Source organism: Pedobacter suwonensis, from assembly GCF_007833675.1.
GTDB lineage: Bacteria > Bacteroidota > Bacteroidia > Sphingobacteriales > Sphingobacteriaceae > Pedobacter > Pedobacter suwonensis.
Window position 1 is genome coordinate 446524 of sequence record NZ_CP031708.1, and the last position, 16162, is coordinate 462685.

The window sequence follows — 16162 nt, forward strand, 5'->3', positions numbered from 1 at the left end:
TTATCGGTATGTGTTGTAAAAACCCTGTCTTTTGCTCAATTTTAAGTCCTGTAATATAGATGCCTTAACCTTTATGGTTACGGAATAACTTTTATAAGCACCATACGGAACCCAGTTTACACTCATATCCCAGCAATGTAAGTCGCGGTAAATAGCCAAATTCATAGGCGTTAAACCGTTGTTCTTAAAATCGTATCCTGAATTAAAGGTAATCTTCCATTTTGGTGTTAAATTAACATCACCATTAAAGTTTAATGTATTCGAAACGGTATTAATGTTTCCATCATTTGAATATTGAAAACTGTAGGAGAATGAGAAATTCCAGGGAATGTTAAAATCAACGAATGCATTCGGATCGCGGCTGATCGCGGCTAACTGTTCAGACTGTATATCTGTTAGTCCCTTCTTGTTGGCCGCCGCCCCTAACTTGTCATTAGCCTCATTTTTACGTTTCAAAGCCTCCGGATTTAAACTGTAGTCGAATGAGAAACCAAAATTGGCCAGGCGCGGCAAAAATTTACCACTTTGCCAGAAATAACGATCTTGTCTGATCCGGCGTGTAGAACCTGGTATGGTATCGGCCGCTAGCGAATATGGATCTAATGTTCCGTTATAGTTTATCCCTAATTTATCGGTGAACTGAGACCGTCCGCTAAAACCAATTGTAGACAACTTATAAGATGTAGCCAGGAAATTATACGAGCCACTGAAACTCAAACCTTGAATGATCGGAATTTTTTTAGACCCTGTTCCGGTTGTATCATTCTTATTCCTCACCTTTAATTCTACCGTATTATCCAGGCCAAAACCGATAGATGCATTAGGACCGCCAAACGAGCCTTGCTGCGCCATGCCATCAAAAATAGAATACTTTAAAGGCTGTCCACTGGTATAAATCTGATTTCCATTCTGATCTATTGCCGGTCGGAAAGGTCCGGCACCTGCTTTTGTAAAATCTGGTGAATAAGAAAAAGATACGTTTGGCGTCATTACATGACGCAATGCCTGAATCTTACCTGCAGGATTAAAATCCCTTCTGCCATATATTTTCGTCGACATACTTGTTGATAAGCTATAACTACCGGCTCTTTTAAAACCACTAACGGTATCTTCCCTAAAAGAAAAAGTATTATCGGCAAAACTCGTATATCTTCTGTTCACACTCTGAAAATTCCATACCTCGTTATAGGTGCCGCCCAAACTAAAATTAAGGTATTTAAGGGCCGTAAACGACATATTTAACGGTATACTGTGCGCAAAACCACTTCTTAGCCGTTTTAAACCATCATTTTGAAACAGCAAACTATCAAAAGTGTCGATGCGGTTTGTTCCTTGTAAACTATAACCCACTGTAATTTTTTGATACCATTTTTGTTCGCCGACAGCGCTTTTAGAACTAAACGGATTAAAAGTAGGCACGTTAAAGGTCATTTCCGGCAGTCTGAGTGATATCGCCCTGGTACTTAAGGTTTGATCACTTGATGCAGCCAAAGAGAAATTCATACCGTTTGAATAGGCCTTTGCATAACTGATGCTACTACTTGTTGAGTTAGTAGCGATGGTATTAATATCATAAGTAGTCCCGGCTGCTGTATTTCTATAATATCCCTTTCTTCCTGTTGAAACGAGTCTTACACTTGCGCTAAACGTTGTACCTGGGTTAGCATTGGCATTTTGACTGTGGCTCCAGTTAATACTGAAGTTTTTGGTCGGATTGTTAAATGCATCAGTCCCTTCCAAACCATCTTTAAAGCTAGCGTAGGCAAGGTTAATATTACCGTTAAACTTATATCTTTTGGTATAGTTACTGAGTAAACTTGTTTCATAAGAACCGTTGGTATAAATAGAACCGAGAAGTTTAGCATCCCAATAATCATTTAATCCGAGATAATACCCCCCGTTTTGCAAGAAAAAGCCCCTCGTTGCGTCTTCACCCGGTGTAGGCAGGATAACACCCGACGTTCGCTTATTCGGTTTAGGAAAAAATGCAAATGGCAAACCTAAAAAGGTGGGGACATCTTCAATAATCATGTAAACCGGACCGGTAATGATCTGCTTCTCTGTTACTACCCCTTTAGAAATCATCAACCCAAAATGCGGATGAGGAAGGTTACAGGTACTGTACATCACGTTTTTAACGTGTAGTTCATCATCTATTTGTTTTTTACTTTGCCCACCGGAGAAAAAGCCGCCCTCCTGTTCAGAAAAAACGCCATATACTTTGGCCCGGGTTGTTTCTGAATTGTAAAAAATAGAATCGGCAATCGCAGTGCCTTCAGCACCGGATTTAAAGATAGGTTTTCCGGTATACCTACCGGTTTTTGGATCTTTAACACCACGGGCATAAATAGAATTTTGCTTTTTATCATATTTGATATAAGCCGCGTCCAGCTCAAAATCACCATATACCACCCTTGCGTTCCCATACAAATAGACAATGCTTTTGTCAGCACTCATTTTAACGGAATCTTCGGCTTTGTATTCAACCTTCTGGTCGATACTACTATTATTTTTACCTGTCTTTTTAACTGAATCTTTTTTGACAGTGTCTTGCTGAACGATCTGTTGCAATGAAAAACGAGAAAATGCGTTAGCTTTACTAACAACATGTGTTAATAAAATGACAGATATTAGAAAAATAGAGCTCTTGAGGGGTTTCAAATTCGTATTTGAATGTTATTTTTGCACAAATGTTTAATCAAAAACGTTCAAAATTAGTGAAAAATATACCATTGATGTATCTTAAATCCATTTTAACCATTATTATTTATCTGACGCTATCAAATTTAACTGATAATCAAGTGCTTGCACAGGGTTATAAAATTAAAACAATTGTGATAGATGCCGGTCACGGTGGTAAAGACGGTGCAACTCACGGGGTGTATTCAAAGGAAAAAGATGTGGCGCTTAAAACCGCGTTAAACCTTGGTCGTGCTCTTCAGGATAGCTTAAAAGATATAAAAGTGATTTATACCCGTGAGACTGATGTGTTTATTCCGCTTTATGAGCGGATCAACATTGCAAATAATGCAAAAGCAGATTTATTTATTTCCATTCACTTAAATGATATGCCGGTTAGGGTATCCAGAGTGGTAGATTATTATAAAAAAGTGAGAGGCAGAAAAGTACCGGTTTACCGTACGGTTACCTCTAAAAGTACTTCAACCAGGGGAACTGAAACTTTTGTGTCCGGGACGGGCCGTTTAGGGGAGCAGGATGAAGTGATAAAACGGGAAAATGCATCGATGTTTCTGGAAGAGAATTACCAGAAAAACTATGAGGGATTTATCGCGAATACCCCTGAGAGTGACATTATGTTATCCTTAATGAAACAAACCAACAGAGAAAGAAGTTTAAAGTTTGCATCATTGCTCCAACAGGAATATGTAAATGCCGGACGCATCAACAGAGGGGTACAGGAAAAAAGCCTTGCGGTATTGGCACGTGCAGCAATGCCAGCAGTATTAACTGAGATAGGTTTTGTGAGTAACCCTGAAGAAGAAGATTACATGAATTCTCCTGAGGGACAAAATGAAATTGTAAGTGGAATTGTTAAAGCAATTAAAAATTATAAACGTATAGCCGAAACATCATTTTAATAACCTGCCTGCATGAAGTTTAAACTGCTGATCACAATCATCTTATTTTCGTTACTGGCTGTTCAAAAAGCACCCGCTCAGGGCTATAAGATCAAAACAATTGTTATTGACCCCGGTCATGGCGGAAGAAAACCCGGCGCATCAGGTAGTTTTTCGAAAGAAAAAGATATAGCCCTGAAAGTAGCGTTAAAATTAGGGGCGTTATTAAACGACGAAATGCCTGAAATTAAAGTCATTTTTACGCGCAAAACCGATGTAGATGTTGATTTATACAAACGTGCAGAAATAGCTAATGAAGCCAATGCAGATCTTTTTATATCCATCCACTGTAATTCGATGCCACCAGGCAACAAACATATCAAAGGGGTAGAAACACTTGTGGCGGGCTCTCACCGGTTAAAGGAACAAGATGCAGCCATCAGGGAAAATGCCGATATTAAATTGGAGAAGAATTACAAAAGTAAGTACGATGGTTATGATCCCAGTAACCCCAGCAGTTTTATTCTTTTTTCGCTTTTAAAAAATACCTTTAGAGACAAAAGCATTAAATTTGCTAAATTAATACAGAACAGTTACATCAAAAGGGACGAACGAATGAGCCGTGGGGTTAAAGAACAGGGAGTTTTAGTATTGCAACGCTGTGGCATGCCTGCCGTTTTAACAGAAGTAGGCTTTATTTCAAATACCGAGGAAGAAAAATACATTAACTCACAAAACGGGCAGAATGAGATTGCCAGTTCTATTTTAGAAGCCATAAAAACATACAAAAAAAATATTGAGGTTAAATAACTGGCATTATAAGTGATAGTTATCTTAACTTTGGAAAAATATAAAACAGATACCAAACAAATAGTGCCGCCTTTGTGTATTTATAGGGTTTGGTACAATAAAACATTTACGCTCTTGCAAGTGAAGAAGCGATACATCAACACTTGTAACCATTAAATAAAACACTCATGAAGATTAAGAACGAAACCAAAGTCGGTATTTTAGCTGCATTTGCCATTGCTTTATTGATAATTGGATATAACTTTTTAAAAGGAAATTCAATTTTCTCAAATGAAACCACATTATTTGCAAAATACACAAGGGTTGATGGTTTAACGGTATCAAAACCTGTACTTATTAATGGTTATCAGATTGGCCGGGTAGCTAAACTGGAACTACAGGGAGATGGTAGCATTATTGCCACCTTAAGCATCAATAGCAAGTATGAAATTCCTGAAAATAGTATTGCCCGTTTAGAAGGTACGGATTTGTTGGGAAGCAAAGCTATTGTAATGTCGTTAGGTGACTCGAAAAAAATGGCCGAAGACGGATACACTTTAAATGCCAATGTTGAAAAAGGCCTGATGGAACAGGTTCAACCGGTTCAAAAGAAAGCGGAGTTAATTATTGGTAAGATGGACTCTATTTTAAGTAGTGTGAATTCTATCCTAAATCCTAACTTCCAAAAAAATGTTGATAGAAGCTTTAATAGCATAGCAGGTACATTAGCATCTTTAGAAACAACTTCTAAAAAAGTTGATGGTTTGGTTGGTTCGGAAAGCGCCCGTATTGAAGCCATCTTCAAAAACGTTGAAGGTATTACGGCCAACTTAAATAACAACAATCAAAAAATAAGTGATATCCTAACGAACATCAATACGGTTACTGATAAGTTTGCAGCAGCTAACTTTAAACAAACTTTAGATAATGCAAATAATGCAATTGCTGATTTACAAAGCGTAATATCAGGAATTAAAAGTGGAAAAGGCAGTTTAGGCTTGTTATTGAATGACGATAAAATGTATCAGAATTTAAATAATGCTTCAAAAAATCTGGATGAACTGATGATCGACTTAAAAGCTAACCCTAAACGTTATGTTCACTTCTCTGTATTTGGTGGTGGTAATAAAAAAGATAAGTAAATTTAACTTTATAATTCAGGAAGCCTTGCAGTGTAAATTGCGAGGCTTTTTTGTAGTTTAAATAAATTACAATTTACTCTTTTTGCCACAGCGTGCACCAAGAATAAACACAGCGTACAAGCGAAGCGGAATGCTTATCTGTCATCCTGAACGCAGTGAAGGATCTTAAAAAACTGAAATAGAGGTTAATACATAGTTCCTATTTTTTAATTGAGAATAAACACAGCGTAAACTGAGAGGTATTGAAATAGTGTATTTTTTAACCTCAAAGCGCGCAAAGATAAGTCGCAAAGACCGCAACTTTAAAATGATGGCAGCACATAAGAATCTATAAATTTATGAATCTGGATAATCCAGCCGGGAAGTTCATGATAAATTTAGCATGACAGCCCCGATATAACCTCTGCGTTACCCGGTGCCTCCCTCTTTGTACGCTGTGGTTGAAAAATGCTTACAGCTGAAAAGTCCTGCCCTCAACAGCTAGTTCTGTATTTTCAAAAACAGATTGCGCTTCTTCAAAAAGCATTTGCAAAGTTTTATAACGTGAAGAAAAATGCCCGATGAGTAATTTCTTGGCTCCTGTAATTTTAGCAACCTCTCCTGCCTGTAACGCAGTTGTGTGATGCGTTTCTTTAGCCCTTTCCAATAAATCGTGCATAAAAGTAGCTTCATGATACAAGGTATCGCAATCTTTTATGGTAGCAAAATAACTTTCATCAAATAAGGTGTCTGAACAGTAAGCATAGCAACGTGGTGCATCCGCTTCTGTCGTATAATCTTCACTACGTAAGATATCGCCATTTGGCAGTTCAACATCCATTCCTTTTTTTAAGGCCGTATAATAAGCCATCGGCACCTGATCAGTCTTCTCTTTTATCAACTTACGCTGACGCTTCTTTTGCTGAAATATAAAACCGGTAGTTGGAATGCGGTGGTTTAAAACAATCGTTTTAACTGTCAGATCACTGTTTTCGAATATCTGAGTAGATTGATCAGCTTCAATTGGAAAAAATTCAATCGGATACCTGAGTACGGTATCGGAGTATTTGAACTGGATTTCCAAAATCTCTAATAAAGGCTTAGGACCAAATATCTTTATCGGTTTTATCCGGCCGTTTAAATGTAAACTGGATAACAGCCCGATTAAACCAAAGTAATGATCACCATGTAAGTGACTGATAAAAATGTAATCTATACGCGCCGCTTTAAGATTATATTTAGCCAGTTGTTGTTGTGTGCCTTCACCACAATCGATCAGGTAATATTTTTCATTACAATTTAAAAGCTGTGCGGAGGGATTTCTGTTAAATACCGGTGTAGCGGAACTGCTTCCTAAAATTGTAACTTCAAATTTCATCATGATAATATATAAAAAGCCCCGTAGATTTTAGAAACTACGAGGCCAGAATGTTATTTAAATATTTTGTTATCTATCTCCTCTAAACTCTTTCTCCAACTCCTCCATAAAGATAAAATCAGTAGCCTCGTCTATTGTATTAACAAACATTACAGATTGAAATATGTTTGATAATTCGACAATCGACGCCAGCTCATCGTTAATTCCAGTTACAATAAATAATCCGCCTGCCGATTTACAAAGCCTGTCGCCGGCAAGTAAACAGCTTAGATCCTGTGCATCATTACATTCGGTAACAGCACTTAAATCAACAACTATATTCTTAAATCCCTCTGCATTAAGCAAGTAGAATTCTGCTTTCAAACCCGGGGCATTATCATTTGTAAACTTATTTTCCTCTAACTTTAAGGTTACATATTTATCGTGTTTATCTACTGAAAATTTCATCGCTCTCTTCTCTTTATTTTACTAATGTATAAATTTCTTTCGGATTTAAAGTGTTTCCAAAGCCTTTAAAACATTGGCTTCAATTCGGTTTGAGATTGCATCAGCATCAGCTTTAATAAAGTGCTCTCCTACAATTTTTTCATACAGTTCGATATAACGCTCCGAAATAGAATTAACAATTTCATTCGTCATTTCCGGAACTACCTGACCATCCTTACCTTGAAAGCCGTTTTCAATTAACCACTTACGTACGAATTCTTTTGAAAGCTGTTTTTGTGGCTCATTACGATCCTGACGTTCCTGATATCCTTCTGCATAGAAATAACGTGATGAATCAGGCGTATGAATTTCGTCAATCAGATAGATTACACCATCGGCCTTGCCAAATTCGTACTTCGTATCAACCAAAATCAATCCGCTTTTTGCCGCGATTTCAGTTCCACGTTGGTAAAGCGCATAGGTGTATTGTTCTAACTGCTCATAATCTGCTACAGAAACAATTCCTTTTGCCAATATATCTTCCTTCGAAATATCTTCATCGTGTCCAACAGCAGCTTTGGTGGTCGGGGTAATAATAGGCTGAGGCAATTTATCATTTTCTTTTAGTCCATCAGGTAAAGAAACACCACAAACAGACCTTTTCCCGGCACTGTATTCACGCCAGGCATGACCAGCTAAATAGCCTCTGATGACCATTTCTACCTTAAACGGCTCACAGATACGGCCAATGGTAACCATTGGATCTGGCACTGACAAAACCCAATTTGGTACAATATCCTGTGTAGCGGCCAAAAACTTGGCTGCGATTTGATTTAAAACCTGTCCTTTAAATGGGATAGCCTCTGGCAATACCACATCAAATGCCGAGATCCGGTCTGATACTACCATTACCATAAACTGATCAGCTATGGTATACACATCGCGAACCTTACCTTTGTAAAAATTGCTCTGATTTGGGAAATTAAAATGGGTTTCTTTAAGTGCTTTCATGAGGCCGTAAAAATAGGAAAAAAGTAGGAAACTCCGAAGACAGGAATAGGACGACAAAAGTGGTAACAATAAAAAAGTCCGAAGTATTTCTAATGAAAGATTTAAACTTCGGACCTCCGACTTTCGTTCCTCTGACTTCAGGACTTAATTATTGGATATCACCGTAAGCTTTCAAAATATCTTTAACCAGTTTATGCCTTACTACGTCTTCTCCACTTAAATAAATTATATCTATTCCTTTAATATCTTCTAAAATTCTTAAGCCATTAAACAAACCCGACATCTGTTTTTTAGGTAAGTCTACCTGGGTAACATCGCCGGTAACAATAAACTTAGCTGTTGGTCCCATACGGGTTAAAAACATCTTTAACTGCATATCGGTTGCGTTCTGCGCCTCGTCAAGTATCACAAAGCAATTATCAAGGGTACGCCCCCGCATAAATGCCAGCGGAGCAATTTCTATCGTACGGTTTTCAATGTAAAATTTCAGTTTTTCTGCCGGAATCATATCATCCAATGCATCGTAAAGGGGACGTAGATAAGGATCGATTTTCTCCTTTAAATCACCTGGTAAAAAACCAAGATTCTCCCCTGCTTCAACCGCAGGCCTGGTGAGAATAATCCGTTTAATTTCTTTATTTTTCAATGCCCTTACAGCTAAAGCCACTGCAGTATAAGTTTTTCCGGTACCCGCCGGACCAATGGCAAATAAAATATCGTTTTTAGCGATACTGTTTACCATTTTACGTTGATTTGCCGTTCTGGCTTTTACCAACAGGCCGTTCGTACCGAAAACAATTACTTCCCCGCCCCCACCTGAAGGTTGTTCTGTATCTTTTTTTGCAACGCCCGAAGCCTTTGCTCCAAGTATGTTTTCTACATCATTATTGCTTAGCGAGCTGTATTTTTCGAGGTGCGCAACCAGTTGATTAAACTTCTCTTCGAAAGCCTTAAGTTCCTGTTCATCACCGAGAACCTTAACATCACTACCTCTCGCTACCAATTTTAACTTCGCGAAAGCACCTTTAATCATTTCGTAATTCTCATTGTTCGCCCCCCAAAAGTGAGCAGGATTTACGCTATCCAGGGTTAATTTTAATTCGTTCAAATTGTAGTATTTTAAAAAGTTATCGGGGTATATTAATTAAAATTTGAATATTTGCAGACGCTTAGGCCTGTACACAAGAATAAGCAATAATAATGAATTTTTAATGGGGATAATTACTTTAACAACAGATTTAGGTTCAAAAGACTTTTACCAGAGCGCCCTTAAAGGTAGTCTGTTGAGTCTGATGCCTAATGTTAATTTAGTTGATATTACCCACGAAGTACCCTCATTCAATATATCATACGCGGCCTTCGTTTTAAAAAATGCTTATCCCTATTTCCCAAAGAATACCGTACACCTGATCGGTATAGACTCAGTATATAGCGAAAACACCAAGTACATTGCCGTAAAACACCGTGAGCACTTTTTTGTAGGGGCTGATAATGGAATTTTCTCACTTCTTTTTGATGAGGCTCCGGAGGATGTGGTGGAGCTGAACATTATGCAGGATTTGAAATACCTGCACTTCCCCCTCGTGGATATTTTTGTTAAGGCAGCAACGCATCTGGCCAAAGGTGGCAAACTGAAAGACATTGGTTTACCTGTAGCTGAGATTGAGCAAAAGATGCTCTTACATCCTGTTATTGAACAGAATATGATTCGTGGCAGTGTAGTTTATATTGATACATTTTGCAATGTGATCACCAACATCACCAAAGATCTCTTTACCAAAATACAGAAAAACAGGGACTTCACTTTATACTTTAGAAAAAGTGAAACGATCACGCAGTTAAGCTGGCATTATAACGAAGTGCAGGAAGGCGAAAAACTTTGCCTGTTCGGTATTAGTAACCATTTGGAGATCGCCATCAATAAGGGCAAAGCAAGTGGCTTGTTAGGCTTACATTTAGGCGATATTGTGAGGGTTGAGTTTCATTCTTAGCAAGCCGAAAGACTAAAGCGAAAAGATTAAAGAAACAACTCAGATCAATAGACCTAAAATTATAGTCATTTCAAGCTAAGCAAAGCGAGTGACGAGAGCCAAGTAAGTGCTCAACGAAGCTTAATTTACTACAGGAATTATTTCTAAAAAGATTTCAACCCGCTTTTACGGGCAGGCATTCGTTTCATTCCAATCGAGATGACAAATATTTTTGGCGCTTTGTATCACCATTGAACAAATGGCTGGTGAACTATTATACCAATCAAAACAACTTCTATCCTTTTAGCGTTTATAGCAAATGAAGAAATATGTTTACCTGCTCTCGGTTATCTTGTTTAGTCTGGAAGCTTTTGCCCAACAGGATTCTGCAGCTTATGCAGCGCAACGGGTTAAAGTAAATGCTTTGCTTCAAGAGCGAAGTACTAAATTTGGTCAATATGATGAAAGTTTAACACAACGATCAGGGATTTTTGGCTGGCAAACGAAGAAAGATATTAAAAATTCAAATGAAATTCTTCGACAGGTGGTATTGACCGACAATAATATTTTTAAGGAGTTAAAAATATTAATGGATTATAAAGACCTGCAGAATCAGCAAAAAGTGGCCGTCGCAGATCATTCTCAAGAGCGGATCGAGGCTTACATGCATACCATTAAAAAATTGCAGGATCAGAATGCACAGCTTAAAGAAGATTTAGCGAAAAATAATAAAGGTAGTCTATCAACCTACATCATTGCATTCCTGATTTTGGTAATGGCGGGCGGCTTTTATTTCTTCAACAAGAAACTACAGCGATATAAAAGGTATGAAAAAAGCACTGTTTAAAGCCCTTGTCAAAATCAACAATGCCATTTTGCCAGGTTTTTATAAAAAAGATCCAAATAAGCTAAGCAAATGGCAAAAGGCTATTCTTGGTTATCGTTATTGGGTATTAACGAAAGCGTTAGATTAAAAAAGACCAATCCGAGATTGGTCTTTTTATAAGTTCGTCATGCTGATAAGATAGCTACCGGATTCATTCCAGCATCTGTTCTGAAAATCTCCCGAACCAAGTTCAGGGTGACGGCGACAAGCTTTATTTCTTAAAATGCTCAATAATCAAAGTAGCCAGTTCTGTACCAATACGTTCCTGGGCTTCGTTTGTAGAGGCACCGATGTGCGGTGTTAACGAAATTTTTGGATGGGTTAGAATTTCAGCTAACGGCGTAGGTTCGTTATCAAAAACGTCTAAACCAGCAAAAGAAACCTGACCAGCATTAAGCGCTTCAATTAAAGCCGGCTCATCAATTGTTCCACCTCGGGAACAGTTTACAATACCAACGCCTTTTTTCATTTTAGCAAATTCTTCAGCACCTAAAATAGGCTTGTCAGCAAATGGCGTGTGCAAACTCAGGAAATCACTTCCGGTGATTACTTCCTCTAAAGAAACCGTCTTAATCGGGATACTTACTGACTTTCCACCTTGAAATTCTAATGTGATTTCTGATTCTGAAGGATATAAATCATAAGCCAGAACATTCATCCCCAGGCCTAAAGCTACTTTTGCAGTGGCACGGCCAATACGGCCAAAACCGATAATACCTATGGTTTTACCGCTTAACTCCGTTCCTTTAGCGTAAGCTTTTTTAAGGTTGTTAAACTGTGTTGCGCCTTCAACAGGCATTTTACGGTTGGCATCCTGTAAAAATCTGATACCGGTAAATAAGTGTGAGAATACTAATTCAGCAACTGACAAAGAAGAAGCAGCTGGCGTATTTACTACTGCAACACCTTTACTGCGTGCATATTCTACATCAATATTATCCATACCAACGCCACCTCTGCCAATTAATTTAATATTGGGTACGGCATCAATCAGTTCTTTTCTAACTTTTGTCGCACTGCGCACCGTAATGGCATCATAGTTTTTTAAAGCTTCAGCTAATTGATCTTGCGCAATGGTTTCCGTATCAACCTGAAAACCTGCCTTTTCTAATAATTCTTTTCCGATCGGATCAATTCCGTCGTTTGCTAATATTTTAATCATTTTATATATGATGGCACAGATTAAAACGATTACACCGATTAACTAATCATGGTAATCTTCTGCGGTTAAAATTTAAATTAATTTGCTTTTGCTTGTTTTTCTTCAAATGATTGCATGGCATCAATTAAAGCGTGTACGCTTGTAATTGGTAGGGCATTATACATTGATGCACGGAAACCACCCACACTTCTGTGGCCTTTAATACCCACAATTCCTTGCTCCTCGGCATACTTTAAAAATGGTTTTTCCAGCTCCGGATTTTCCATCACAAAACAAATATTCATTCTAGAGCGGTCTTCAACAGCACAAGTTCCTTTAAATAAGGAATTGCGGTCGATCTCCCTGTAAAGTGCTTCCGCTTTTTGTTTATTTTCTTTCTCAATTTCAGCTACACCACCTTTGGATTTTAACCAGCGTAAGTTTAATAAAGCAACGTAAATAGAAAAAACCGGAGGCGTATTGTACATCGAGGCATTATCAATATGTGATTGATAATTCAACATCGAAGGAATTTTACGGTCGATTTTACCTAAAACCTCATTTTTTACTATAGCAATGGTTAAACCTGCCGGACCTACATTTTTTTGAGCACCAGCATAAATTAAATCAAATTTAGAAACATCGATTACGCGGCTCATGATGTCAGAAGACATATCGCAAACCACAGGAATGTTTGTTTGAGGTACTTCAAAAAGCTCAGTTCCGTAAATGGTATTGTTTGAGGTATAGTGGAAGTAAGCGCTATCAGCAGGGATTTCAAAATCCTTTGGAATAAAAGTATAATTTGCATCTTTAGATGATGCCACTACATTTACATTACCGATAAATTTAGCTTCTTTCAATGCTTTGGTTGCCCAAACACCAGTATCTAAATAACTTGCTGTTTGTCCATCGCCCAATAAGTTCATCGGTACCATGGCAAACTGTAAACTTGCACCACCCTGTAAAAATAAAACGGAATAACCCGATGGCACATTTAATAATTCTTTTACCAACTTATCAGCTTCTGCAACAACTGCCTCAAATTCGGTTGTTCTGTGTGAAATCTCTAAAATCGATAATTCATCGTTAAAATCTAAAACAGCCTGAGCGGCTTGTTTAAACACTTCTTGAGGTAAAATACAAGGGCCTGCGCCAAAATTATGCTTCATCTTATTATATAATGTTTTATGGGCGTAAATGTAAAATTTTTAAAGCAGTTATGCTTATAAAATCGTTACCTAAAAAATTAAATTTTGTTAAAAAAAGCCTTCAAAACGTTAGGTTTATTGCAGTTTTTACAATTAAACCGATTTATTTAAATTTTGCATATTTAGAGAGGTTTGACAGAAAAAATGTATCTCCGGCTTATAGAATTGAGCTTATAATTTCCCTGGCTAATTTTTTAATTTTACAATCAGCTTCAGGTTAAACTGCCTGCCTGTTAAGTAATTTGGAATTGCATATTGAATATTATCTACATCTTTTAACCAAAGATACGATACTGTATTGTTAATATTCAGCATGTTAAAAACCTCGAAAAACAGAATTACGGCATTAAAATTTCTATCCAAAAATTTGGGTTTATGCAAGGCTGCATCATCTAAAAAGTCTTTAGAAAAACCGATGTCTACCCGCTTGTAAGCAGGAACATAAAATTTATCCAAGTACCTTGGTGTTTGCGACGGGCCTATTGGTAAACGTGAACCATAAACTGCATTGAGGTGAACTTTATAGGTTGGACTGTTCAAGAGCCTATCCTGAAAAAATATGGAGAAATTGAGGTGTTGATCTGTTGGCCGTTTTAGATAACCTGGATAAATCGTACTTCCATTCTGAACATAACTATCCCCGATAATATCTTCGTTTGCATGCATTACCGACATTCTGAAATAAGAAACCAGGTCTTTAACAAATTCGCCTCCAACGCTAAAATCAGCACCGTAAGCATAACCATGCGAAACTTCATTTGACAGGTATTTAATCCTTAAGTTATCTATTTTGTATGGGATTAACCGGTCAGAATATTTAAAATAAAACTCTGAAGTAAATTTCAACCGGGTTCCAAAACCGTCAAAAGCATAATCATAACCTATTGATGTATTATAAGAACGCTGCGCTTTTTGATTTATATTTAATATACCCGAAAAATCGCGGATGGTCCGGTACGATGGGGGCTGATGATAAATACCTGCAGTAAATCGTAATATTTTATTGTTGGAATTTGGACGGTACGCAATTAACATTCTCGGACTGATCAGCAATTGTTTGCTTAAAGAGTTATAAGTAGCCCTGGCGCCCAATTGTAATTCCGCTAAACTGGAAAGGGAATAACTGTCCTGAATATAAGTGCTGTAATTTTTTATATCAATATTGTTTTTAACGTTAATAACGTTCTGTAAAGTAATATTTTTCGAATGATTAGGCAAAATATAGCCTGCAGAATCCGTATAGTTATACTCATTTAACTGATCGCTATACCTGGACTGGTCAAATTTAAGTCCCCATGAAAAAACATGACTGTTAAAATTCTGGTCAACTTTTATTTCTGAAGCAAAAACCTGAGTATTTAAACTGTTCCGGCCATAATTGTAGTAAGTGCCTATACCTCTGCTTTTGCTAACCTGTCCAAAGTTTTCACCATTAAAATTCTTATCTACCTCAGCAAAAACATAGCTTCCATTAATATCGAAACGCTCGCGTTCAATGGTATTAAAATAACTGTTTATAAATTTAACCACTAAATTGGGTTTGGGCGAATAAGCAGCTGTAATGGCATTTCCAAAAGTTTGGTAGTCATCTATTTCCTGTCCGGTATAATCAACATCCAATTTCAGCGTGGTACTTAGCGTGCCAAACTGTGTTTCGCGATTGGTAGGCAATAACTTAAACTGACCAATATTGAAATTGCTTAAAAAGCTGATGCTGAATTTAGGGGAAAAATCGTATTGATAAAGCACCTGCGCATCGGCATAATTAGGATTGTAGCTTCCCTTTTCATCCTGCTTAACCAGAACACTGGTGTTATTCTTGTACCGCAAACCCGCCAATAGAAAACTGCGTTTAAATACCCGCTTAGTACTTAATGACGTATTTAATAAACTTGTACTCAATATGGTTTGATTGCTATCTGGCTTCTCATACCTGATATCCAGAACAGAGGAAAGTTTGTCTCCATATTTTGCTTCGAAACCACCTGCTGAAAATCTCGCTTTACTCACCAGATCAGCATTGATAAAGCTTAACCCTTCCTGCTGCCCGTTACGGATCAATACAGGTCGGTTAATTTCCACATCATTAATATAAATCAGATTTTCATCAAAATTACCTCCGCGAACACTGTACTGAGCACTTAATTCATTATTTGTAGATACACCGGGCAGGGTTTTAAGCATGGTTTCAAAATTTCCGGAAACCAATGGAATGGAAGAGACATCGCCTATATTGATTGTAGTGGTATTGCTTAACTGGTTCTGTTTATTGGCAATATTGACCTGCTCCAATTCATTAATATTGGCAGTTAAGCTAACCTGCCTGGTAATTCGCGCACCGGAGCGCTCACTAAATTCAATTATTTGAGGCTGGTAGCCCAAAAGCGAATATTTGATACTAAATGTTTTCGATTTTGAATAAATCGTATAAACGCCAAATTCATCTGTAACGGTAGATTGTGCTTGCCCCACCACCGTTACAGTAACTTGTGCCAGGGGCAACTTTTCGTCACTATAAACTATTCCTGATACCCTAACCAAAGGTTGGGCTACAACAAAACTGCAACCGGTAACTAAAAGGAATAGAATAAGCCGAAATTTGAGCATTTTTAGTATCAAGCCGTAAGCGTATCAAGATAGAAGTATGAAGT

General features: G+C 37.6%; 14 protein-coding genes. 6 read left to right on the plus strand and 8 right to left on the minus strand.

The features are described from left to right. Positions 1-2571 carry a putative LPS assembly protein LptD gene (locus DV942_RS01760; protein WP_244278696.1) on the minus strand — a complete coding sequence of 857 codons (2571 nt, stop codon included), beginning with the start codon at positions 2569-2571 and terminating at the stop codon, positions 1-3. 164 nt (positions 2572-2735) lie between these two features. Between DV942_RS01760 and DV942_RS01765 the strand changes: the two genes are divergently transcribed. The 3 genes from DV942_RS01765 (at position 2736) to DV942_RS01775 (ending at position 5509) form a co-directional block, all read left to right on the plus strand. Continuing rightward, positions 2736-3599 (plus strand): N-acetylmuramoyl-L-alanine amidase family protein, encoded by an 864-nt coding sequence (locus tag DV942_RS01765; protein ID WP_145861545.1) that lies wholly within the window; start codon positions 2736-2738, stop codon positions 3597-3599. 12 nt (positions 3600-3611) lie between these two features. Further along, a complete protein-coding gene (locus tag DV942_RS01770; RefSeq protein WP_134203639.1) occupies positions 3612-4388 on the plus strand; it encodes an N-acetylmuramoyl-L-alanine amidase family protein in 777 nt (258 codons plus the stop codon). Between the two features lie 167 nt (positions 4389-4555). Then, a complete protein-coding gene (locus tag DV942_RS01775; RefSeq protein WP_090979618.1) occupies positions 4556-5509 on the plus strand; it encodes an MlaD family protein in 954 nt (317 codons plus the stop codon). A 451-nt stretch (positions 5510-5960) separates the two neighbouring features. On the opposite strand, the gene DV942_RS01780 is transcribed toward DV942_RS01775, so the two are convergent. The 4 genes from DV942_RS01780 to DV942_RS01795 form a co-directional block, all read right to left on the minus strand. Next, positions 5961-6866, minus strand: coding sequence for a ribonuclease Z (locus DV942_RS01780; RefSeq protein ID WP_145861546.1), 906 nt, complete (start codon positions 6864-6866; stop codon positions 5961-5963). 69 nt (positions 6867-6935) lie between these two features. Next, positions 6936-7313, minus strand: a complete 378-nt coding sequence (locus DV942_RS01785) for an STAS domain-containing protein (RefSeq protein WP_090979622.1) — start codon at positions 7311-7313, stop codon at positions 6936-6938. Positions 7314-7358: 45 nt separating this feature from the next. Beyond that, entirely contained in the window at positions 7359-8303 is a 945-nt protein-coding gene (locus tag DV942_RS01790) for a phosphoribosylaminoimidazolesuccinocarboxamide synthase (protein ID WP_145854766.1), read from the minus strand. A 148-nt stretch (positions 8304-8451) separates the two neighbouring features. After that, positions 8452-9411 carry a PhoH family protein gene (locus tag DV942_RS01795; protein ID WP_145854769.1) on the minus strand — a complete coding sequence of 320 codons (960 nt, stop codon included), beginning with the start codon at positions 9409-9411 and terminating at the stop codon, positions 8452-8454. Positions 9412-9514: 103 nt separating this feature from the next. Here DV942_RS01795 and DV942_RS01800 point away from each other — a divergent pair, with 103 nt between their 5' ends. The 3 genes from DV942_RS01800 (at position 9515) to DV942_RS23370 (ending at position 11247) form a co-directional block, all read left to right on the plus strand. Continuing rightward, positions 9515-10294, plus strand: a complete 780-nt coding sequence (locus DV942_RS01800) for an SAM hydrolase/SAM-dependent halogenase family protein (protein ID WP_145854772.1) — start codon at positions 9515-9517, stop codon at positions 10292-10294. A gap of 298 nt (positions 10295-10592) precedes the next feature. Continuing rightward, the gene (locus tag DV942_RS01805) at positions 10593-11120 is read left to right on the plus strand and encodes a hypothetical protein (protein ID WP_145854774.1); all 528 of its coding nucleotides are present in this window, start codon (positions 10593-10595) and stop codon (positions 11118-11120) included. Next, a complete protein-coding gene (locus DV942_RS23370; RefSeq protein ID WP_166672295.1) occupies positions 11101-11247 on the plus strand; it encodes a hypothetical protein in 147 nt (48 codons plus the stop codon). The genes DV942_RS01805 and DV942_RS23370 overlap by 20 nt, the downstream gene beginning before the upstream one ends. A gap of 123 nt (positions 11248-11370) precedes the next feature. Here DV942_RS23370 and DV942_RS01810 read toward each other — a convergent pair whose 3' ends face one another. From DV942_RS01810 to DV942_RS01820, 3 genes are all read right to left on the minus strand, one after another. After that, the gene (locus DV942_RS01810; RefSeq protein ID WP_186462395.1) at positions 11371-12321 is read right to left on the minus strand and encodes a D-2-hydroxyacid dehydrogenase; all 951 of its coding nucleotides are present in this window, start codon (positions 12319-12321) and stop codon (positions 11371-11373) included. Positions 12322-12398: 77 nt separating this feature from the next. Then, positions 12399-13472, minus strand: coding sequence for a 3-phosphoserine/phosphohydroxythreonine transaminase (gene serC / locus DV942_RS01815; RefSeq protein WP_145854777.1), 1074 nt, complete (start codon positions 13470-13472; stop codon positions 12399-12401). Between the two features lie 225 nt (positions 13473-13697). Then, positions 13698-16118, minus strand: a complete 2421-nt coding sequence (locus tag DV942_RS01820; RefSeq protein WP_145854779.1) for a TonB-dependent receptor — start codon at positions 16116-16118, stop codon at positions 13698-13700. Positions 16119-16162 lie beyond the last annotated feature (44 nt).

Coding starts and splice junctions, on each gene's coding strand:
- DV942_RS23370 (WP_166672295.1), top strand. CDS start 11,101: ATGAAAAAAGCACTGTTTAAAGCCCTTGTCAAAATCAACAATGCCATT.
- serC (WP_145854777.1), bottom strand. CDS start 13,472: ATGAAGCATAATTTTGGCGCAGGCCCTTGTATTTTACCTCAAGAAGTG.
- DV942_RS01820 (WP_145854779.1), bottom strand. CDS start 16,118: ATGCTCAAATTTCGGCTTATTCTATTCCTTTTAGTTACCGGTTGCAGT.
- DV942_RS01775 (WP_090979618.1), top strand. CDS start 4,556: ATGAAGATTAAGAACGAAACCAAAGTCGGTATTTTAGCTGCATTTGCC.
- DV942_RS01785 (WP_090979622.1), bottom strand. CDS start 7,313: ATGAAATTTTCAGTAGATAAACACGATAAATATGTAACCTTAAAGTTA.
- DV942_RS01805 (WP_145854774.1), top strand. CDS start 10,593: ATGAAGAAATATGTTTACCTGCTCTCGGTTATCTTGTTTAGTCTGGAA.
- DV942_RS01790 (WP_145854766.1), bottom strand. CDS start 8,303: ATGAAAGCACTTAAAGAAACCCATTTTAATTTCCCAAATCAGAGCAAT.
- DV942_RS01770 (WP_134203639.1), top strand. CDS start 3,612: ATGAAGTTTAAACTGCTGATCACAATCATCTTATTTTCGTTACTGGCT.
- DV942_RS01800 (WP_145854772.1), top strand. CDS start 9,515: ATGGGGATAATTACTTTAACAACAGATTTAGGTTCAAAAGACTTTTAC.
- DV942_RS01780 (WP_145861546.1), bottom strand. CDS start 6,866: ATGAAATTTGAAGTTACAATTTTAGGAAGCAGTTCCGCTACACCGGTA.
- DV942_RS01765 (WP_145861545.1), top strand. CDS start 2,736: ATGTATCTTAAATCCATTTTAACCATTATTATTTATCTGACGCTATCA.
- DV942_RS01810 (WP_186462395.1), bottom strand. CDS start 12,321: ATGATTAAAATATTAGCAAACGACGGAATTGATCCGATCGGAAAAGAA.